Annotated in this window: 17 protein-coding genes; 6 read left to right on the top strand and 11 right to left on the bottom strand. The window is 65.8% G+C overall.

What is annotated here, in order from left to right; all coding sequences use genetic code 11:
* Positions 1–125: 125 nt before the first annotated feature.
* Both trxA and rho read left to right on the top strand, forming a co-directional pair.
* Entirely contained in the window at positions 126–458 is a 333-nt protein-coding gene (gene trxA / locus ABL844_RS14325; protein WP_093431992.1) for a thioredoxin TrxA, read from the top strand.
* 187 nt (positions 459–645) lie between these two features.
* Complete coding sequence (gene rho, locus ABL844_RS14320; protein WP_126019051.1) at positions 646–1,911, top strand: transcription termination factor Rho; 1,266 nt, start codon at positions 646–648, stop codon at positions 1,909–1,911.
* Positions 1,912–2,044: 133 nt separating this feature from the next.
* Here rho and ABL844_RS14315 read toward each other — a convergent pair whose 3' ends face one another.
* Entirely contained in the window at positions 2,045–3,103 is a 1,059-nt protein-coding gene (locus tag ABL844_RS14315; RefSeq protein WP_418131681.1) for an oxidoreductase, read from the bottom strand.
* 183 nt (positions 3,104–3,286) lie between these two features.
* Between ABL844_RS14315 and ABL844_RS14310 the strand changes: the two genes are divergently transcribed.
* The 3 genes from ABL844_RS14310 to ABL844_RS14300 all read left to right on the top strand — a co-directional run bounded on the left by ABL844_RS14310 (position 3,287) and on the right by ABL844_RS14300 (position 6,715).
* The gene (locus tag ABL844_RS14310; protein ID WP_126019047.1) at positions 3,287–3,556 is read left to right on the top strand and encodes a type B 50S ribosomal protein L31; all 270 of its coding nucleotides are present in this window, start codon (positions 3,287–3,289) and stop codon (positions 3,554–3,556) included.
* Positions 3,557–3,635: 79 nt separating this feature from the next.
* Positions 3,636–5,375 (top strand): hypothetical protein, encoded by a 1,740-nt coding sequence (locus ABL844_RS14305; RefSeq protein ID WP_418125606.1) that lies wholly within the window; start codon positions 3,636–3,638, stop codon positions 5,373–5,375.
* Entirely contained in the window at positions 5,372–6,715 is a 1,344-nt protein-coding gene (locus tag ABL844_RS14300; RefSeq protein ID WP_418131680.1) for an MATE family efflux transporter, read from the top strand. Before ABL844_RS14305 ends, ABL844_RS14300 begins: the two co-directional genes overlap by 4 nt.
* Before the next feature lie 19 nt (positions 6,716–6,734).
* Here the strand turns inward: ABL844_RS14300 and phoR are convergent, their stop codons facing one another.
* Genes phoR through pstS form a run of 7 tightly spaced genes read right to left on the bottom strand, consistent with a single transcriptional unit; the run spans position 6,735 to position 13,386 of the window.
* A complete protein-coding gene (gene phoR / locus ABL844_RS14295) occupies positions 6,735–8,072 on the bottom strand; it encodes a phosphate regulon sensor histidine kinase PhoR (protein WP_126019041.1) in 1,338 nt (445 codons plus the stop codon).
* A gap of 44 nt (positions 8,073–8,116) precedes the next feature.
* Positions 8,117–8,809: a phosphate regulon transcriptional regulator PhoB gene (phoB, locus tag ABL844_RS14290; RefSeq protein WP_007836652.1), complete on the bottom strand. Its 693-nt coding sequence runs from the start codon at positions 8,807–8,809 to the stop codon at positions 8,117–8,119.
* Positions 8,810–8,836: 27 nt separating this feature from the next.
* Positions 8,837–9,538, bottom strand: coding sequence for a phosphate signaling complex protein PhoU (gene phoU, locus ABL844_RS14285; RefSeq protein WP_126019038.1), 702 nt, complete (start codon positions 9,536–9,538; stop codon positions 8,837–8,839).
* Positions 9,539–9,557: 19 nt separating this feature from the next.
* Positions 9,558–10,337 carry a phosphate ABC transporter ATP-binding protein PstB gene (pstB, locus tag ABL844_RS14280; protein ID WP_021007056.1) on the bottom strand — a complete coding sequence of 260 codons (780 nt, stop codon included), beginning with the start codon at positions 10,335–10,337 and terminating at the stop codon, positions 9,558–9,560.
* 20 nt (positions 10,338–10,357) lie between these two features.
* On the bottom strand, positions 10,358–11,242 hold the full coding sequence (gene pstA, locus ABL844_RS14275) for a phosphate ABC transporter permease PstA (protein ID WP_019653049.1): 885 nt from the start codon (positions 11,240–11,242) through the stop codon (positions 10,358–10,360).
* On the bottom strand, positions 11,239–12,321 hold the full coding sequence (gene pstC, locus ABL844_RS14270) for a phosphate ABC transporter permease subunit PstC (protein WP_126019034.1): 1,083 nt from the start codon (positions 12,319–12,321) through the stop codon (positions 11,239–11,241). The genes pstA and pstC overlap by 4 nt, the downstream gene beginning before the upstream one ends.
* 30 nt (positions 12,322–12,351) lie before the next feature.
* Entirely contained in the window at positions 12,352–13,386 is a 1,035-nt protein-coding gene (gene pstS, locus ABL844_RS14265; RefSeq protein ID WP_418131678.1) for a phosphate ABC transporter substrate-binding protein PstS, read from the bottom strand.
* Positions 13,387–13,646: 260 nt separating this feature from the next.
* Here pstS and ABL844_RS14260 point away from each other — a divergent pair, with 260 nt between their 5' ends.
* Positions 13,647–15,167, top strand: coding sequence for an exopolyphosphatase (locus ABL844_RS14260; RefSeq protein WP_418131676.1), 1,521 nt, complete (start codon positions 13,647–13,649; stop codon positions 15,165–15,167).
* Positions 15,168–15,200: 33 nt separating this feature from the next.
* Here ABL844_RS14260 and ABL844_RS14255 read toward each other — a convergent pair whose 3' ends face one another.
* Genes ABL844_RS14255 through ABL844_RS14245 form a run of 3 tightly spaced genes read right to left on the bottom strand, consistent with a single transcriptional unit; the run spans position 15,201 to position 18,881 of the window.
* Positions 15,201–15,662 (bottom strand): SixA phosphatase family protein, encoded by a 462-nt coding sequence (locus ABL844_RS14255; protein WP_171022539.1) that lies wholly within the window; start codon positions 15,660–15,662, stop codon positions 15,201–15,203.
* A gap of 19 nt (positions 15,663–15,681) precedes the next feature.
* Positions 15,682–18,003 (bottom strand): polyphosphate kinase 1, encoded by a 2,322-nt coding sequence (ppk1, locus tag ABL844_RS14250; protein ID WP_418131675.1) that lies wholly within the window; start codon positions 18,001–18,003, stop codon positions 15,682–15,684.
* Positions 18,000–18,881, bottom strand: coding sequence for a GNAT family N-acetyltransferase (locus tag ABL844_RS14245; protein WP_418131674.1), 882 nt, complete (start codon positions 18,879–18,881; stop codon positions 18,000–18,002). Before ABL844_RS14245 ends, ppk1 begins: the two co-directional genes overlap by 4 nt.
* Positions 18,882–18,893 lie beyond the last annotated feature (12 nt).

Here is an 18,893-nt window from a genome sequence, read left to right as displayed (position 1 = left end):
GCATCGCGCAAGGGCTTTGGCTATCGCCGCCATAGCGTCTCCGCGCGGAACGCCACCCCTTGGTTTCTGTCACAATGACCAGCACTTTAGCTGCACCGAAACTCTCTGCGCACAAGGATTCACACATGGCCAGCGAACTCATCAAACACATCTCCGATTCCTCCTTCGAGGCCGACGTGCTCAAGTCCAGCCAGCCCGTTCTGGTCGACTACTGGGCCGAATGGTGCGGCCCCTGCAAGATGATCGCCCCCATCCTGGACGAAGTGTCGGCTGCATATGAAGGCAAGCTGCAGATCGCCAAGCTGAACGTGGACGAGAACCGCGACATCCCCGCCAAGTTCGGCATCCGCGGCATCCCCACCCTGATGCTGTTCAAGGACGGCCAGCTGGCCGCCACCAAGGTCGGCGCGATGAGCAAGGCTCAACTCACGGCCTTCATCGACCAGCAACTCGCCTGAGCGACATTTCAACCGGCCAGCGCGCAATGCGTTGGCCGGCGCGTTTTTCCTGTCATAATCTCCTCCAGTTCACCGGTCCTTCTGCATAGAGGCAACCGGTTCGAGTTCCCCGGTTGGTGAAGCACTTCTCGCTTCACGTTCAACCTCCCCCCGTTTCCAGTTCGATTACCCCGCGAGGGGTCATTCCATGCACTTAAACGAACTCAAGGCACTCCACGTGTCTGAAGTCCTCAAGCAGGCTGAAGCGCTTGAGATCGAAAACGTCGGCCGCATGCGCAAGCAGGAGCTGATGTTCGCGATCATCAAGAAGCGCGCCAAGGCCGGCGAACAGGTCTTCGCCGATGGCGTGCTCGAAATACTGCCCGACGGCTTCGGCTTCCTGCGCAGCCCCGACACCAGCTTCACGGCCAGCACGGACGACATCTACATCTCGCCCAGCCAGGTGCGCCGCTTCAACCTGCACACCGGCGACATGATCGAAGGCGAGGTGCGCACGCCCAAGGACGGCGAGCGCTACTTCGCGCTGACCAAGCTCGACAAGGTCAACAACGGCCCGCCGGAGCAGAACAAGCACAAGGTGATGTTCGAAAACCTGACGCCGCTGTTCCCCAAGGAGCAGATGAAGCTCGAGCGCGACGGCATCAAGGGCGACGAGAACATCACGGGCCGCATCATCGACATCATCGCCCCCATCGGCAAAGGCCAGCGTGCCCTGCTCGTGGCGCCGCCCAAGAGCGGCAAGACGGTGATGATGCAGCACATCGCCCACGCCATCAGCGCCAACTACCCCGACGTCCACATGATGGTGCTGCTCGTCGACGAGCGCCCTGAAGAAGTGACCGAAATGCAGCGCACGGTGAAGGGCGAGGTCATTGCCTCGACCTTCGACGAGCCTGCCGCGCGCCACGTGCATGTGGCTGAAATGGTGATCGAGCGCGCCAAGCGCCTGGTCGAGCTCAAGAAGGACGTGGTGATCCTGCTCGACTCCATCACCCGCCTCGCCCGCGCCTACAACAACGTCGTGCCCTCGTCGGGCAAGGTGCTGACCGGCGGTGTCGACTCCAACGCGCTGCAGCGCCCCAAGCGCTTCCTGGGCGCCGCGCGCAACGTCGAGGAAGGCGGCTCGCTGACCATCATCGGCACCGCGCTGATCGACACCGGCAGCCGCATGGACGAAGTGATCTTCGAAGAGTTCAAGGGCACCGGCAACTCCGAAATCCACCTCGACCGCCGCCTGTACGAAAAGCGCGTGTTCCCCTCGATCCAGCTCAACCGCAGCGGCACCCGTCGCGAAGAACTGCTGCTGGCCCCCGAGATCCTGCAGAAGACCCGCATCCTGCGCCAGCTCATGTACAACATGGACGAGATCGAGTCGATGGAACTGATGCTCAAGAACATGAAGGCGACGAAGACCAATGTCGAGTTCTTCGACATGATGCGTCGCGGCGGGTAGCTGTTGCTCGCCCCCAGGCTGCGCGCACTTCGTGTCGCTACGCCTCCCCCCTACCGGGGGGCGGTGCCTACTGACCGGCAGAGCCGGATCAGTGGCACCCCACGAATGAATGCCCGCCTTGTGCGGGCATTTTTTATGTGCGAATCGCTCGGCCCTCCAAGGCGCTTTGGCGGCCGAGGTCGAGCAGCTCCATCAGTGCGACAGCCTGATCGGGTGGTACCGGATTGGGTCCGTGACCCAGGATGGCATCGCGAACCGCGGCGTAGTAGTCGACGTAGTTGCCGGCCCGCGTGGGAATGCTCCGCTTGGTGAAGGTCCCGCCGGGTCCGGCCAGCGAAAGCTGTCCGTCCAGCGGATCGTCGCCCCACCCTACGGCGGGCGGCCGCTGCCCGGCGCGCAGCGCATCTTCCTGGGTATCGACGCCGTGCTTGACGTAGCTTCCGAGCGTGCCGTGGACGATGTAGCGCGGCGCCGCATGAGCCCCCAGCGTCGTCGAATGAAGCACCACGCGCAGCGGTGCGTGCGGCCCGGACTCGTATCGCAGCACGGCATGGAAGTAGTCCTCGACCACGGCGCCGTCGCGCAGCACGGCAGTGTCGAGCTGGATCGTGTCGGGACGGCCGAAAAGCTGCACCGCCTGATCGACCAGATGGGAGCCCAGGTCGACCCAGAGGCCGGAGCCGGGCACCGCCTGCTCGCGCCAGCGCTCCTTCACTTCGGGACGGAAGCGATCGAAATGGGACTCCAGGTACACGGGGCGGCCCAGTTCGCCGGACGCAAGGACATCCTTGAGAGTCAGGTAATCGGAGTCGAAGCGACGGTTCTGGTAGACCGCGAGAAGCCGATCGTTGCGCTTTGACAACAGCTCGAGCTCCCTCGCCTCGACCACGTCGAGTGTGAAGGGCTTGTCGACCACCACGTGCTTGCCGGCCTCCAGCGCCGCCTTGGCGACCGGATGGTGCTGGGCGTTGGGCGTGGCGACCACGATCAGGTCGATGTCCGGACGGGCCACGAGGGCGGCCACGTCCGGCACCACCGCCACGCCGGGCCAGTCGGCATGTACCTTGTGGGGCTGCGAACTGGCCACGGCCGCAAGTTCCAGCCCCGGAACGGCCGAAAGAACGGGCGCGTGGAAGGTCTGGCCGGCAAATCCGTAGCCGACGAGGCCCGCGCGCAAGGGTGTGGAAGTCATTGGGGAGCCTTCGGTTTGCTCGAAAATGGGGCAGTATGCGATAATCGCTGGCTTCGCGAAAAGTGCGGTCAGGCAGCTTCGCCTGGCTCCTCGGGTTTCCTCCGAGGCAGCGCGCCACTCTAGGCACGCTGGTGGCTCTCGCATCGACCGCGCATTGATTCCAAAAGCGCAAAAGGAAACACCATGGCAAAAGAAGGCATCCACCCGAATTACCGCGAAGTCCTGTTCGTCGACATGTCGAACGGCTTCAAGTTCGTGACCCGTTCGTGCGCGAACACCAAGGAAATGGGCACGACCGACGACGGTCGCGAACTGCCGCTGTTCAAGCTCGACACCACGAGCGAATCGCACCCGTTCTACACCGGTACGCAGAAGTCGGTCGACAACATGGGCGGCCGCGTCGAGAAGTTCCGCAACCGCTTCGGCAAGACCACCGGCGCCGCCTCGAAGTAAGGTACGCGCTTTTGCGTCGAGGGCAGCCCGGTTTACCGCGCTGCCCTTTTTCTTTCCCAATCCTGCCTCTTCCCGCCACTTGAACCAGCCCACCCCCGCGATCGTTGCCCAGAGCGCCGTGCGCCGGCTGCCGCGCATCGCATTGCTGCTGCTCTGTGCAGCTTACCTGCTGCCGGGGCTGGTCGGCCGGGGCCCCTGGAAGAGCGCGGACATCACGGCCTTCGGCTACATGGCCGAGCTGGCCCGCAGCACCGAGGGCATCGCGCGCTGGTTCGATCCGATGCTGCTGGGCCTGCGACCGGAAACACCAGCGCTGATTCCGTACTGGATCGGCGCCCTGGCCATCAAGATCGCCCCCGCATGGATCAACCCGGACCTGGCCGTTCGCGTCGCGTTCGCGTTCCTGCTCTGGGGCACCTTCACGGCCACCTGGTACGCCGTCTATTACCTGGCCCGCACCGCGCGCGCCCAGCCCGTGGCCTTTGCCTTCGGCGGCGAGGCCCGGCCTACCGATTACGCGCGCGCCATCGCCGACGGCGGCCTGCTGGCACTGATCGCCTGCCTCGGCCTCGCCCAGCTCGGCCACGAAACCACGCCCGCGCTGGCCCAGCTCTTCTTCGCCTCGCATCTTTTCTATGGCGTGGCAGCGCTGCCCTATCGCCGCAACGGCCCGGTGATCGCACTAGCCGTCGGCACCATCGGCATCACGTTGAGCGGTGCACCCACGGTCGGGCTCGCACTGGCCATCGGCAGCGTGCTCTACGTCGCCTACGAACGCCGGCTCGCCGCGCAATCCGCCAGCGAAGACTTCATCGACGACGAAAGCAGCGGCCCCGGCTACACGCGGGCTGCGCTGTTCACGATGATCGGCATCACCGCGCTGGCGGCGGTGCTGGTGTTCAGCCTGAAGCTGCCGACCTGGAAGATCACCGTGATCGGCAACACCCTGCTGGGCGACGTGCGCAGCCAGGCCAAGCTGCTGGTCTGGTTCACCTGGCCGGTCTGGCCGCTGGCCATCTGGACGCTCTGGCGCTGGCGGCGACAGCTCACGGCGCGCCATGTCGCCCTGCCTTTCTGGTTCGCGCTGGTGCCACTGGCCGCCACCTGGAGCACCGACTACTCCGACCGCTCGCTGCTGCTGGCCCTGCCCGCCTTCGCCACGCTCGCGGCATTCGCCCTGCCCACCTTCCGGCGCAGCGCCTCGGCGCTGATCGACTGGTTCAACGTGCTGTTCTTCAGCGGTCTCGCCGTGCTGGGCTGGATCTACTGGATCGCCATGCAGACGGGCGTGCCGCCCAAGCCCGCGGCCAGCGTCGCGCGACTGGTGCCTGGCTTCGTGCCCGAGTTCTCGCCCATTGCCGTGGTCCTCGCCGTGGCAGCGACCATTGCCTGGTGCTGGCTGGTGCGCTGGCGCACGGGACGCCACCGCGCCGCCCTCTGGAAGACGCTGGTGCTGCCGGCCGGCGGCACGGCCCTGTGCTGGATGCTGCTGATGACCCTGTGGCTGCCGCCGATCGACTATGCGCGCAGCTACGTCCCGCAGATCCGCGCCGTGGCCGAACGCGTGGGCCAGCCTCGCTGCATCGCGGAACTGGCGCTGAGCCGTCCGCACATCGCGGCACTGCGCCATCACGGCAACTTCAACGTGCAGCCGCTGCTGCTGGGCACCGACTGCCCGTGGCTGCTGGTGAGCCCTGACACGATCGAGCGCCTGCACACCATCATTCCGTTCGACCAGTGGCGCTTCGCCGGCACGCTGCGCCGACCGAGCAGCGCCGCTGACGACCTCCTGCTCTACCAGAAGATCACGCCGCAGTGAGGAGCGAACGGGCTCTGATCGCGCGGCACGCGGGCACGGTGCTCGTCGGCCAATTGGCCGTGATGGCCTTCGGCGTGACCGACACCATCATCGCGGGCCGCTACTCCGAACATGCATTGGCTGCGCTGTCGGTCGGCGCCGCGGTCTTCGTGAGCGTCTACGTGTCGCTGATGGGGGTTCTGCAGGCGCTGCTGCCTGTCTGGGCCGAGCTGCACGGCGGCGGGCGCGGCAGCGAGGTGGGGCGTTCTGTGCGGCAATCGCTGTACCTTGCGGCCATCGCCATCGTGGTCGGCATGACGATCCTGCTGCTGCCGGGCTCGGTCCTGCAGTGGACCCAGGTGCCCGCGGAGATGCGCGGCGAGGTCGAGGCCTACCTTGCCGTGCTGGCTTTCGCGCTGGCGCCAGCCCTGCTCTTCCGCCTGTTCAGCACGCTGAACCAGAGCCTGGGCAGGCCCCAGCTCGTGACGTGGCTGCAACTGGGCTCGCTGCTCGTGAAGCTGCCCCTGTCGATCTGGTTCACCTTCGGCGGCGCGGGCCTGCCGGCCATGGGCCTCGTGGGCTGCGGCTGGGCCACGCTGTGCGTGAACTGGACCATGCTCGGCTGCGCCATCTGGCTACTGCGCAACCAGCCTTTCTATGCCGACTACGGACTCTGGAAGCGCATCGAGGCGCCCGACTGGCAGCAGATCCGCAAGTTCGCCCGGCTCGGCGTGCCGGGCGGACTGGCGGTGCTGGTCGAAGTCACGTCGTTCACGCTGATGGCCCTCTTCATCGCCCGCCTCGGCACCGCCGCTGCGGCCTCGCACCAGATCGCATCGAACCTGCTGGCCGTGGCCTACATGACGCCGCTGTCCCTGGGCATCGCGACCAGCGCCCGCGTGAGTTTCTGGCTCGGTGCCGGTGACGCAGCCAAGGCGCGGCACGCCTGTCGCCTGGGCTTCGAGCTGACGGCCCTGTGCGCGCTCTTCTATGCCGCGGCCATGGCCTTGCTGCGCGACCAGCTCGCCAATGTGTACTCCGACAACCCCGCCGTGATCGCGATGGCGGGCGCGCTGCTGCTGGCGGTGGCTGCATACCACGTCGCCGACGCGGTGCAGACCTTCTGCGTGTTCGTGCTGCGCTGCTACCGGGTCACGCTGGCGCCGCTGGTCATCTACTGCACGATGCTGTGGGGAGTGGGCCTGGGCGGCAGCTATCTGCTCGCATACCGCGGCCTTGGGCCTTGGGCGGCCATGCAGTCGCCCCTGGCGTTCTGGATCATGAGCGCCGCGGCTCTGGCCCTGACCGCCCTGCTGTTCGGCGTGCTGCTGCGCTGGACGATGGGTCAGCGCGCAAGATAAAGAGACGAGGCCCGAAGGCCTACTTCGCCATCACGCGTGCTTCCCGCACACGTGCCGCCGGGAACACCAGCGCGAAGCGGGAGCCCTTGCCCACCGTACTTTCGATGCGCAGCTCCGCGCCGTGCCGCTGGGCGATGTGCTTGACGATCGCCAGCCCCAGCCCGGTGCCACCGGTTTCGCGGGAGCGGCTGCGGTCGATGCGATAGAAGCGCTCGGTCAGCCGCGGGATGTGCTCCGCGGCAATGCCTGGGCCGGTGTCTTTCACGGCGTATTCGCCGCGCCCGTCGGGCAGCACCTTCCAGCTCACAGCTACCTCGCCGCCGCCGGGCGTGTAGCGGATGGCGTTGCTCAGCAGGTTCGACATCGCGCTCTGCAGTTCGGTCGGCGCGCCCGACACCTCGGACTCGGCATCCACGACGAACGACAACTGGTGCCCCTTGGGCGTCAGCCGTTCCGACAATCCGCGCCCCTCGTCCTCGCACTGCGCGAACAGCGCGCGAATGCGGATCCACTGACTGCCGGACGGCGGCGCGCTGCCTTCGAGCCGCGAGAGCGTCAGCAGGTCGTTCACCAGCGTCTCCATGCGATGCGACTGCTGCCCCATCAGCGACAGATAGCGCGCGCGCTCGTCCGCATCGAGTGGCAGGTTCTGCAGGGTCTCGACGAAACCCGCCAGCACCGTCAGCGGCGTGCGGATCTCGTGCGACACGTTCGCCACGAAATCGCGCCGCATCGCCTCGGCCTGCTCGAGCGCGGTGATGTCGCGCGTGAGCAGCATGCGTCGGTTGCCTGCATAAGGGTGTACCTGCACCGAGAGCCGCACCGGATGGCTGCGCTGGTGACCATGGCCGAGCCCCGGTCCGTCGATGACGACGTCGCGGCTGTAGTTCCAGGACGCAAGGTATGCGACGAAAGCTGGATCGCGCACCAGATTCGCCAGATGCTGCGCCAGATCGCGCTCCGCATCGATGCCGAACTGGCTGGCCGCCGTCTGGTTGCACCATTCGATGCGGCCCTGCTCGTCGAGCAGCACCACGCCGTTGGGCGATGCCTGAATGGCCGCGAGGAACTCCTGCAGGCGGTCTTCGGCCTGCCGGGTCTGCTGCTCGCGGTCGCGCAGCAGCTTGCGGATGCGCTCGGCGAGTTCGCCCCAGACACCCGGCCAGCGAGACGGCAGGCCGGCGGCGTCGTTGCGCAGGATGCGCAGCAACCGATCAGCGCGCCATGCATCCAGCGCCAGCCAGAGCACGGAACCAAGCCAGGCCCCCAGCCAGCCGAACTTCCAGCCAAAAATGGCAACAGCGCCCGCTCCTACTGCAAGGGACGCTATTAAAAAAGTAGCAATTCGGAAAGGCATGGCGGGCGATTATCCGCGCCCGCGGCCAAAGGAAGCCACGGCGCTCAAACCGTGACTTGGGCGGTCAGGCGATAGCCCGCTCCGCGGACGGTCTCGACCATCGGCGCCGCCGCGCCCAGCGATTCACGCAGGCGCTTGACGTGCACGTCGACCGTGCGTTCCTCGATGTAGACGTGGTCGCCCCACACCTTGTCGAGCAGCTGCGCACGGCTGTGCACACGCTCGGCATGCTGCATCAGATAGGCCAGCAGCTTGAACTCGGTCGGGCCGACCTTCAGCGCGCCACCCTGCCAGGTCACGCGATGGGTGGAGGTGTCGAGGGCCAGCTCACCGATCTCGACGCGCTCCGTGACCACTTCCGGCGCCCGGCGGCGCAGCACGGCGCGGATGCGGGCCAGCATCTCCTGGGTGGAGAACGGCTTGGTGATGTAGTCGTCGGCACCGGCATCGAGGCCGGCAACCTTGTCGGGTTCGTCGCCGCGCGCGGTCAGCATCAGGATCGGGATGGCCTTGGTGCGCGGGTCCTTGCGCCACTGGCGCGCGAGCTGCAGGCCGCTCTGACCGGGCAGCATCCAGTCGAGCAGGATCAGATCCGGCAGGAAGGCGTCGATCTCTCGCTGGGCCGCGGCGCCATCTTCCGACCAGATCGGCTCGAAGCCGTTGTGGCGCAGGTTGACGGCGATCAGCTCGGCGATCGAGGACTCGTCTTCGACGATCAGGACTCGGGGTTTCTTCATGCTTTCTTGGGAGTCTTGCCGCAGCCGTTACTGCAGCGCGGACTCGATTTCCTGCATCGAAGTGTGCCGCACATCGGCACCCTTGACGATGTAGATGATGAATTCGGCGATGTTCTTCGCGTGGTCGCCGATGCGTTCGATGGCCTTGGCCAGGAACAGCAGGTCCAGGCTGGCCGAGATGGTGCGCGGGTCTTCCATCATGTAGGTGACCAGCTTGCGGACGAAACCGTCGAACTCCTTGTCGATCAGGTCGTCGTCCTTCAGGATCGACAGCGCCGCGGCGGTGTCGAGACGGGCGAAGGCGTCGAGCGCCTTGCGCAGCAGGCCCGCGGCGAGGTCGGCGGCGATGCGCAGCTCGGTCGTGGGCAGTTGGCGGGCGGCGCCGCTCTCGATGATCGACTTGACCATGCGCGCGATCTTGTTGGCTTCGTCGCCCACGCGCTCGAGGTTGGCGGTGGTCTTGCTGATGGCGATCAGCAGGCGCAGGTCGCGTGCGGTCGGCTGGCGGCGCGCGATGATGGACGACAGCTCGCGGTCGATGTCGATTTCCATCGCATTGACGCGGTGCTCGGTTTCCATCACGCGATTGGCCGCTTCCGAGTCGAACTGCAGCAGCGCGTACACGGCCTGATTGATCTGCGACTCGACCATGCCGCCGAGTTCCATCACGCGCGACGAAACGCCGTTGAGCTCGCTGTCGAACTGGCTGGAGAGGTGTTTCTCGGTCATGTTGTTGTCTCCTTTGACTTCAACCGAAACGGCCGGTGATGTAGTCCTCGGTCTCCTTGCGCTGCGGCTTGAAGAACATCTGTTCGGTGGCACCGAACTCGATCAGGTCGCCCAGGTACATGTAGGCGGTGTAGTCGCTGCAGCGGGCGGCCTGCTGCATGTTGTGCGTCACGATGACCACCGTGTATTCGTTCTTGAGCTCGGCGATCAGCTCCTCGATCTTCGCGGTCGAGATCGGGTCGAGCGCCGAGCAGGGCTCGTCGAGCAGCAGCACTTCGGGCTTGATCGCGATGCCGCGTGCGATGCACAGGCGCTGCTGCTGGCCGCCGGAGAGGCCCGAGCCGCTTTGCTGCAGCTTGTCGCGCACTTCGGTCCACAGCGCGGCCTTCTTCAGCGCCCATTCGACGCGGTCGTCCATCTCGCTGGCCGAGAGGTTCTCGAACAGCTTCACGCCGAAGGCGATGTTGTCGTAGATCGACATCGGGAACGGCGTGGGCTTCTGGAACACCATGCCGACCTTGGCGCGGATCAGCGCCACGTCCTGCTTCGAGGTCAGCAGATTCTCGCCGTCGAGGGCGATGGTGCCCTCGGCGCGCTGCTCCGGATAGAGCTCGAACATGCGGTTGAAGGTACGCAGCAGGGTCGACTTGCCGCAGCCCGACGGGCCGATGAAGGCCGTGACCTTGTTCTCGGGGATTTCGAGATTGATGCCCTTGAGCGCGTGGAACTTGCCGTAGTAGAAGTTCAGGTCCTTGACCGAGATCTTCGAGCGCGACGGTTGTGCGACGGTGTTTGGCATGTTGTTGACTTCTTCCGGATTCAATGTTTGTTGCGCGTCAGTACCCGCGCCAGGATGTTGAGGGCAAGCACGGCAATCGTGATCAGGAACACGCCGGCCCATGCCAGCTGTTGCCAGTTCTCGTACGGGCTCATCGCGAACTTGAAGATCGTGACCGGCAGGCTGGCCATGGGCTGGCTCACGTCGGCGGTCCAGAACTGGTTGTTCAGCGCGGTGAAGAGCAGCGGCGCGGTTTCGCCGGCAATGCGCGCCACGGCCAGCAGCACACCGGTGACCACACCGGCGCGGGCGGCGCGCAGCGTGATGTTCGTGATGACGCGCCACTTCGGCGTGCCGAGCGCATAGGCAGCTTCGCGCAGGCCCGGCGGCACCAGCTGCAGCATGTTTTCGGTGGTGCGGATCACCACCGGGATCACGATCAGCGCCAGCGCGATGGCCCCGGCCAGACCCGAGAAGGTCTTGAAGTAGGCCACCACCACGGCATAGACGAACAGGCCGATCACGATCGACGGCGCGGACAGCAGGATGTCGTTGACGAAGCGCGTGACCGAAGAGAGCAGTCCCTTGGGGTTGTACTCGGCCAAATAGATGCCGGCCATGATGCCGATCGGCGTGCCCACGAAGGTGGCCAGCATCACCATCACGAAGGAGCCGAAGATCGCGTTCGCGATACCGCCCGCCTCGTTCGGCGGCGGCGTCATCTGCGTGAACGTGGCGATGGCCAGGCCGCCCACGCCCTGGCGCAGCGTCTCCCAGAGGATCCAGATCAGCCAGAACACGCCGAAGGCCATCGCGGCGAGCGACAGCGTGAGCGCGATCTTGTTGACGCGGTTGCGCGCGGCGAACTTGGCCTGGCGCGTTTCGGCCAGCGCCTTGGCCACGAGAAGGTTCTGGGCGGTGCTCACGACTTGGTTCCTTCGCTCTTCTTCATCTTGGCCAGCAGCATCTTGGAAAGCGACAGCACGACGAAGGTGATGAAGAACAGCACGAGGCCGAGATACATCAGCGCGGCCTGGTGCAGCCCCGCGCCGGCTTCGGCGAATTCGTTGGCGAGTGCCGAGGTGATGCTGTTCGCAGCCTCGAACACGGAAAGGGAGTTGAGCTGGTTCATGTTGCCGATCACGAACGTGACCGCCATCGTTTCACCCAGCGCCCGGCCGAGGCCGAGCATGATGCCGCCGATGACGCCAGCCTTGGTGTAGGGCAGCACCACCTTGGAGACGACTTCCCACGTGGTGGAGCCGAGGCCGTAGGCCGACTCCTTCAGCAGCGGCGGTGTCACCTCGAACACGTCGCGCATCACCGAGGCGATGAACGGGATGATCATGATCGCGAGGATGATGCCGGCCGACAGGATGCCGATGCCCACGGGCGGGCCCGACACCAGCGCGCCGAGATACGGCACGTCGGAGAGCAGCTTCTGCAGCGGCTGCTGCACCCAGGTCGACAGGATCGGCCCGAACACCAGCAGGCCCCACATGCCGTACACGATGGAGGGCACCGCAGCCAGCAGCTCGATGGCCGTACCCAGCGGGCGCTTGAGCCAGCTGGGCGAGAGTTCGGTGAGGAAGAGCGCGATGCCGAAGCTCACCGGCACCGCGATCACCAGCGCGATGATCGAGGTGGCCAGCGTGCCGTAGATCATGACCAGGCCGCCGTACTCGTCCTTGACCGGGTCCCACACGCTGCTCGTGAGGAAGCCGAGACCGTACTTCGAAATGGCGGGCCAGGCGCCTGCAACCAGGGACAGCAGGATGCCGATGAGCATCGCCAGCGTCAGCAAGGCGGCGCCCTTGGCGGCCCAGCCGAACAGCCGGTCGGCCATGGGGCCGGAACGCGGCGCCTTCACAGGCGGCGGAGGTGCGGTGGCACGACCGCGCTCGGCCGCGAGGTCGAGAGAGGTGGTGGCGGCGGGAAAGGTGGATGACACGGGTCGCTCCGGCAAAGACGAAAGCGGCGCGTCCTCGAGCGAAGAATTGCTCATGGGCGCGCCGTTCTGGACTGGTGGGTAGGTTTACTTGAACGCGACGGCCTTGCCCGACGAGTCCTTCACCTCGCCCCATGCCTTGGCGATGGTGGCCTTCACGGCGTCGGGCATCGGCACGTAGTCGAGCTCGTCGGCCGTCTTGTCGCCGCTCTTGTAGGCCCAGTCGAAGAACTTGAGCACGGTGGTCGCGTTGGCGGGCTTGTCCTGCACCTTGTGCATCAGGATGAAGGTGGCGCCGGCGATGGGCCATGCGTCCTTGCCAGCCTGGTTGGTCAGCACCTGGTAGAAGCTCTTGTTCCATTCAGCGCCGGCGGCGGCGGCCTTGAATGCCGAGTCGTCGGGCGACACGAAGGTGCCGGCGGCGTTCTGCATCTGGGCGTACGTCATCTTGTTCTGCTTGACGTAGGCATATTCGACGTAGCCGATCGAGTTCGGCAGGCGGTTCACGAAAGCGGCGACGCCTTCATTGCCCTTGCCACCCGCGCCGGTAGGCCAGTTCACGGCCGTACCTTCGCCGACCTTGGTCTTCCACTCGGCGTTGACCTTGCTCAGGTAGTTGGTGAACAGGAAGCTGGTACCCGAACCGTCGGCGCGGCGAACCGGGGCGATGGCGGCGTCGGGGAGGTTCAGCGAACCGTTCAGTGCCTTGATGGCGGGGTCGTTCCACTTGGTGATCTTGCCCAGGTAGATGTCGCCCAGGACCTGGCCGTTGAGCTTCAGCTCGCCGGGCTTCACGCCCTGGATGTTGACCACGGGAATCACGCCGCCGATGACGGTGGGGAACTGCATCAGGCCCTTGGCCTGGAGTTCGTCGTCCTTCAGGGGAGCATCCGAAGCGCCGAAATCGACGGTCTTGGCTTCGATCTGCTTGATGCCGGCACCCGAGCCGACCGACTGGTAGTTGATCTTGACGCCGGTGGCCTTGTTGAAGTCGGAAGCCCACTTGGCGTACAGCGGCGCCGGGAAGCTGGCGCCGGCACCGGTCACGTCTTGCGCGAGGGCGGGAATGGAGAACACCGCGGCCACGAGACCGGCTGTTGCAAATTTGAACGTCGTTTTCATGAAGCTTCCTTTTAGAAGTAAGAAGTAGTCCCTTTCCGGGCTTGGGACGGACTCTAGAAAGCTTCTGTGACATCAATATGACACCCCTCTACCGAGGGAAAATGCCTTTGTTTCGCCGGTCTTGCATGTGACGCTGTCACATAACCGTCATGCGAGCCCCCTAGCCTTCCGGAACTCGCCATCGCGCGATCGGAAGGCGGCACGCCCTGTCACGGCGCTACGATCAAACACAAAGACACCGCCCTCCTTTTCAGAATCACATGCAAAACGGCACCCGCCTCGCAGCAGTCGACCTGGGGTCGAACAGTTTCCGGCTCGAAATCGGACAGGTCGACCACGGCCAGATCCACCGCACCGAATATCTCAAGGAGACGGTGCGCCAGGGCAACGGCCTGGACAGTGCCCGCAATCTCACGACCGAAGCCATGCAGCGCGGCTGGGACGCCCTAGCCCGCTTCGGCGAGCGCCTGGCAGGCTTCAAGCGCTCGCAGGTCCGGGCCGTGGCCACGCAAACGCTGCGGGAGGCGCGCAACCGCGAAGAATTCCTGCTGCGCGCGCGCACCATTCTGGGGTTCGGCATCGACGTGATCCCTGGACGGGAAGAAGCCCGCCTCATCTATCAGGGCGTGGCGCACATGCTGCCGCACAACGATGCATCCGACCGCGAGCGTCGGCTGGTGGTCGACATCGGGGGGCGCTCCACCGAAATGATCATCGGCCACGCCCTGGAGGCCGACCGCATGGAGTCGTACCGCGTCGGCAGCGTCGCCTGGTCGATGAAGCATTTCGGTGAAGGTCTTTTCACCCAGGCCGCCTTCCGCGCCGCCGAAGTCGCGGCCAAGGCCGTGCTCGACGACGCGCTCGGCAGCTACACGCGTGACCAGTGGGACGTGGCCTATGGCGCCTCGGGCACCATCGGCGCGGTCGGCGATGTGCTGGCCGCAGCGGGCGGCGAGCCCGGCCTGGTCACTCGCGAGGGCCTCGACTGGCTGCTCGATCGCCTGCTCAAGGCCGGCAGCGCCGACAAGCTGCGCATCGATGGCATGCGCGAAGACCGCAAGGCCGTGATCGGCGGCGGCCTGAGCGTGCTGCGTGCCGTGTTCGATCTCCTGTCCATCGACGAAATGAAGGTCGCCCAGGGTGCGCTGCGCCACGGCGTGCTCTATGAACTGCTTGAGCGCGACGAGAGCGTCGCCGACATGCGCACCACCACCGTCGCGCGGCTGGCCAGCCGGTTCGCGGTCGATCCGGAGCAGGCTCGCCGTGTCGGCGACACCGCCGCGGCCCTCTTCGTGCAGCTCTCGCCCGCCGCGCGCGGCGGCAGCACCACCAACCGGGCTGGCCGCGCGCTTCGCAAGCTCGGGTGGGCCGCACATCTGCACGAGATCGGCACGCTGGTGTCCCACAGCGATTACCACAAGCATGGCGCCTACATCCTCGACAACACCGACGCACCCGGCTTTGCGGTCAACGAACTGCATGCGCTGGGCCAGCTGGTGCTGGGCCAGCGAGGCAAGCTTCGCAAGCTCGAGGCGTCGCTGGACGATGAAACCTTCGTGATGCAGTTGCTGTCGCTGCGGCTCGCGGTGATCCTGTGCCACGCACGGCGCGATCCCGACCCGCAGGCGCTCCACCTGGCAGCACTGGGCGCACGGGCCTTCGCCATCGCCTGCGCTCCGGACTGGGCCGAGGCCTATCCGCAATCGGCGCACCTTCTGCGCGAGGAAGTGCTGGCCTGGCAGAAGACCAGCAACTGGCGGGTCGAGCTCAGCGGCTGCTGAGCACTCCCGACTGCGGGGCTTTTTCGCTCCCGATCAGAGCAACTCGGGCGATTGCACCGTCACCACGACGGTCTGCACGTCGCCGTCGCGCTCGCGCGTGCGGATCCACCACAGCGCGCCCTTGCGCACCGGGCAGCTGTCCTGCTTCAGCCCCAGCAGCAGCGAGATCGCCTGCCCCACCGATGGCTGGTGGCCGATCATCAGCACCACAGACTTGCCATTGGGCCAGCCGGCCGCGCCGAGCAGCGCCTCGGCGGTGGTGTCCGGAGCGAGTTCCGAGCGCAGCTTGTATTTGCGGCCCAGCGCCAGCGCGGTCTGTTCGCAACGCCGCGCCGGGCTGCAGATGATGCGCGTACCGTCGGGCAACTGGCGGTCCAGCCATGCCGCCATCCGCTTGGCCTGCTTTTCGCCGCGCGCGGTGAGCGAGCGCTGCATGTCGTCGCAACCCTCGGTCCAGTCTTCGGCTTCGGCATGACGCCAGAAGATCAAGTCCATGGTCATCGTCTTTCGATCTTCAGTTGCTGGATGCATCTCTGAGATGCCCTCGTGATGCGTAGCGGTTCATGAGCGCCGCCTGCGCGCCATGGGCTTCGACGACGGGCGACGAGCCTGCTTCGCCCGAATGCGTATCGTGGTCGACGCGCGTGTACGTGCCGTCGGCGCCCAGGTCCCAGGCGTCGCGGCCGTCGTGCAGATAGGCCACCAGGCATTCGTCGATCAGCCGCTGGCGCAGCCCGGGGTCCGTCACGGGCCATGCGAGCTCGACGCGCCGCATCATGTTGCGGTTCATCCAGTCGGCACTCGACAGGTACAGCGACTCGTCCTCCCCGTTGCGGAAGTAGAAGACCCGCGAATGCTCCAGGAAACGGCCGATCACCGAGCGCACCCGGATGTTGTCGGTGACGCCCGGCACCTGCGCCGGCAGCGTGCACGCTCCGCGCACGATCAGGTCGATCTTCACCCCCTTCTGGCCGGCGCGAACGAGCGAGGCGATGATTTCGTCGTCGGTCAGCGCATTCATCTTGGCGACGATGCGGGTCGGCTGGCCAGCTGCGGCGGCCAGGCCCAGCGCATCGATCTGGGCGATGACGTTCTTGTGCAGGTCGAATGGCGCCAGCCACATGCGGTTGAGCTTCGGCAAGCGGCTCTGGCTCGCCAGATGCACGAAGACGGCTTCCATGTCGGCCGTCAGCAGCGGATCGGCCGTGAGGTGGCTGATGTCGGTGTAGAGCCTGGCCGTGCGCGGGTTGTAGTTGCCCGTCGAAAGATGGCCGTAGCGGCGCATCTGCTTGCCCTCGCGCCGCGTCACCAGCAGCATCTTGGCGTGGGTCTTGAGGCCGACCACGCCATACACCACCTGCGCACCGATCGACTCGAGCATCTCGGCCCAGTTGATGTTGGCCTCCTCGTCGAAGCGGGCCTTCAGCTCCACGACCACCGTGACTTCCTTGCCGCGACGAACGGCCTCACGCAGCAGGTCCATCATTTCCGAGTCGGCGCCCGTACGGTAGATGGTCTGCTTGATCGCCAGCACCTGCGGGTCTTGCACGGCCTCGCGCAGGAAGGCCAGCACCCCGTCGAAGCTCTCGAAGGGTTGATGGATCAGGACATCGCCTCGCTGCAACTGCTCGAAGAACGACTGGCCGGACGACAAGGTGACGGGGTACGAGGCGCGATACGGCGGAAACCGCAGTTGCGGTTCGTCGATCAGGTCAGCCAGCTGCGTGAGCCGGGCCAGGTTCACAGGGCCGTGTACCCGGTACAGCGCCTCTGGCGGCAGATTGAACTGCGCCAGAAGAAAGCTCGCGAGCGATTCGGCACAGCTTGCCGAAACTTCGAGGCGAACGGCTTGCCCGTAGTGCCGGTGCTGCAGCCCCTGGCGCAGCGCGGTACGCAGGTTCTTGACGTCTTCCTCGTCCACGGCAAGGTCGGAATGCCGCGTGACACGGAACTGCGAGAAGTCGCCCACCTCGCGCCCCGGGAACATGCTGCTCAGATGTGCACGCACCACGCTGGAAAGCGCCACGAAAAGCGTCTTGCCCTCCGACACCTTGGCCGGCATCCTGATCAGCCGCGGCAGCACGCGCGGCAGCTTGACGATCTGGATCGGGTTTTCACGCCCGAAAGCATCCTTGCCACCCAGCCTGACGATGAAGTTGAGCGACTTGTTCGCCACCTGCGGGAACGGGTGGGCCGGATCGAGGCCGACCGGAATCAGCAGAGGGCGCACCTCGCGCTCGAAATACTCGCTGACCCATTTGCGCTGCGCCGGATTGCGCTCACCGTGGGAAATGATGCGGATGCCGTGCGTCGCGAAGGTCGGCATCAACTCATCGTTGTAAAGCGCGTACTGGCGCGCCACCAGCTTGTGGGCCGCTTCGGCCAGACGCTGGAACGACTCGACCGTGTAAGTGCCCTTGTGGTCGCCGGCGCTGCCTGCAATCAGGTGAGGCGCGGCGCGGACTTCGAAGAATTCGTCGAGATTCGACGACACGATGCACAGATATCGCAGCCGCTCGATCAGCGGCACTTCCTTGCGATGCGCCCAGTCGAGCACGCGCTCGTTGAACGAAAGAATGCTGTGGTCGCGGTCCAGCAACGTGAACGCGGGCGCCGCAACGTCAGGGGACGGGTTTGCGGGAGCGGGAGACATGGACACTGATTCTGAGGCAGGCGACACAGGAGGGAACACAGGCTGAAATATGACAGTGTCAGCCTCTCTTGTGACAGTTCCATGACTATTCCGTGACGCGCCGAGGCCGGCGGTTTGCTGGCCGAGGGCACCGGGGGGAGAAGCGAGCGGCCCGGTTCCGGGCCGGTCGGCCGCCGGCTTCATGCGCCCAGGAAGTGCTTGCGGTAACGCGCCGGCAGGTCGTCGATGCGCATCAGCATCGGCAGGTCGGCCGCGTTGAAATCGGGATCCCAGGCCGGCGCGCCGAGGACCTTCGCGCCCAAGCGCAGGTAGCCCCTGATGAGCGCCGGGGGCTCCACGTCGAGCGTGCTGTCGAGGCGTTCGACCGGCAGCGGCAGACGGGGCTGCACCTGATATTGGATGGGCGCCATGTGCTTGGCCGAAACCTGGCGCCAGATGCTGGCAGCGGCGTCACCGTTCGTGACACCGTTATGTGACATCGGGATGCTCGCGCAGCCGATCATCGTGTCGAGCTTGTTGCGGTGCATGAAGCCGGCCAGGGCACCCCAGAGCGCGAGGATCACGCCGCCCTGGCGATGGTCGGGGTGCACGCAGCTGCGGCCCAGTTCCACCATGCGCTCGCGCAGGTCGCGCAGGCGGGTGAGGTCGAATTCAGTATCACTGTAGGTGCTGCCGACCCGGCGGGCCTGGGCGGGCGTGAGCACGCGGTAGGTGCCGATGACTTGCTGGGTCAGTTCGTCGCGCACCAGAAGGTGTTCGCAGAAGTCATCGAACAGGTCGATGTCGTGACCGGCGACCGGAGAGGAAACCCGGGCGCCCATTTCACCGACGAACACGTCGTAGCGCAGGCGCTGGGCGGCCCGCACGTCGTCGACATGGCGGGCCCAGCCAACGGTGATACCTTTTTTGGATTCGACGGCCTGCGGCAGGATGACTGCGGGGGCCTGAGGCACCGACGTACGGGCCGCAGCGGCAGGAGCACCAGCCGCGGGAGCGGGCCACAAGGCCGCGCGAAGCCCGATCTGCGAAAGCGGAAACGTCGGGTTGGGCAGTTCTTTCATGGGGAAACCCTT

Origin of the sequence: Variovorax sp. 278MFTsu5.1 (assembly GCF_048305045.1) — a bacterium.
GTDB classification, from domain to species: Bacteria; Pseudomonadota; Gammaproteobacteria; order Burkholderiales; family Burkholderiaceae_C; genus Variovorax; species Variovorax guangxiensis.
The sequence above is the reverse complement of the archived record's forward strand: the minus strand, read 5'-3'. Positions and strand labels throughout refer to the sequence as shown.

What these genes read in the sequence shown, in the direction of transcription:
- trxA (WP_093431992.1), top strand. Translation starts at nt 126, where the DNA reads ATGGCCAGCGAACTCATCAAACACATCTCCGATTCCTCCTTCGAGGCC.
- rho (WP_126019051.1), top strand. Translation starts at nt 646, where the DNA reads ATGCACTTAAACGAACTCAAGGCACTCCACGTGTCTGAAGTCCTCAAG.
- ABL844_RS14315 (WP_418131681.1), bottom strand. Translation starts at nt 3,103, where the DNA reads ATGACTTCCACACCCTTGCGCGCGGGCCTCGTCGGCTACGGATTTGCC.
- ABL844_RS14310 (WP_126019047.1), top strand. Translation starts at nt 3,287, where the DNA reads ATGGCAAAAGAAGGCATCCACCCGAATTACCGCGAAGTCCTGTTCGTC.
- phoR (WP_126019041.1), bottom strand. Translation starts at nt 8,072, where the DNA reads ATGCCTTTCCGAATTGCTACTTTTTTAATAGCGTCCCTTGCAGTAGGA.
- phoB (WP_007836652.1), bottom strand. Translation starts at nt 8,809, where the DNA reads ATGAAGAAACCCCGAGTCCTGATCGTCGAAGACGAGTCCTCGATCGCC.
- phoU (WP_126019038.1), bottom strand. Translation starts at nt 9,538, where the DNA reads ATGACCGAGAAACACCTCTCCAGCCAGTTCGACAGCGAGCTCAACGGC.
- pstB (WP_021007056.1), bottom strand. Translation starts at nt 10,337, where the DNA reads ATGCCAAACACCGTCGCACAACCGTCGCGCTCGAAGATCTCGGTCAAG.
- pstC (WP_126019034.1), bottom strand. Translation starts at nt 12,321, where the DNA reads ATGAGCAATTCTTCGCTCGAGGACGCGCCGCTTTCGTCTTTGCCGGAG.
- pstS (WP_418131678.1), bottom strand. Translation starts at nt 13,386, where the DNA reads ATGAAAACGACGTTCAAATTTGCAACAGCCGGTCTCGTGGCCGCGGTG.
- ABL844_RS14260 (WP_418131676.1), top strand. Translation starts at nt 13,647, where the DNA reads ATGCAAAACGGCACCCGCCTCGCAGCAGTCGACCTGGGGTCGAACAGT.
- ABL844_RS14255 (WP_171022539.1), bottom strand. Translation starts at nt 15,662, where the DNA reads ATGGACTTGATCTTCTGGCGTCATGCCGAAGCCGAAGACTGGACCGAG.
- ppk1 (WP_418131675.1), bottom strand. Translation starts at nt 18,003, where the DNA reads ATGAAGCCGGCGGCCGACCGGCCCGGAACCGGGCCGCTCGCTTCTCCC.
- ABL844_RS14245 (WP_418131674.1), bottom strand. Translation starts at nt 18,881, where the DNA reads ATGAAAGAACTGCCCAACCCGACGTTTCCGCTTTCGCAGATCGGGCTT.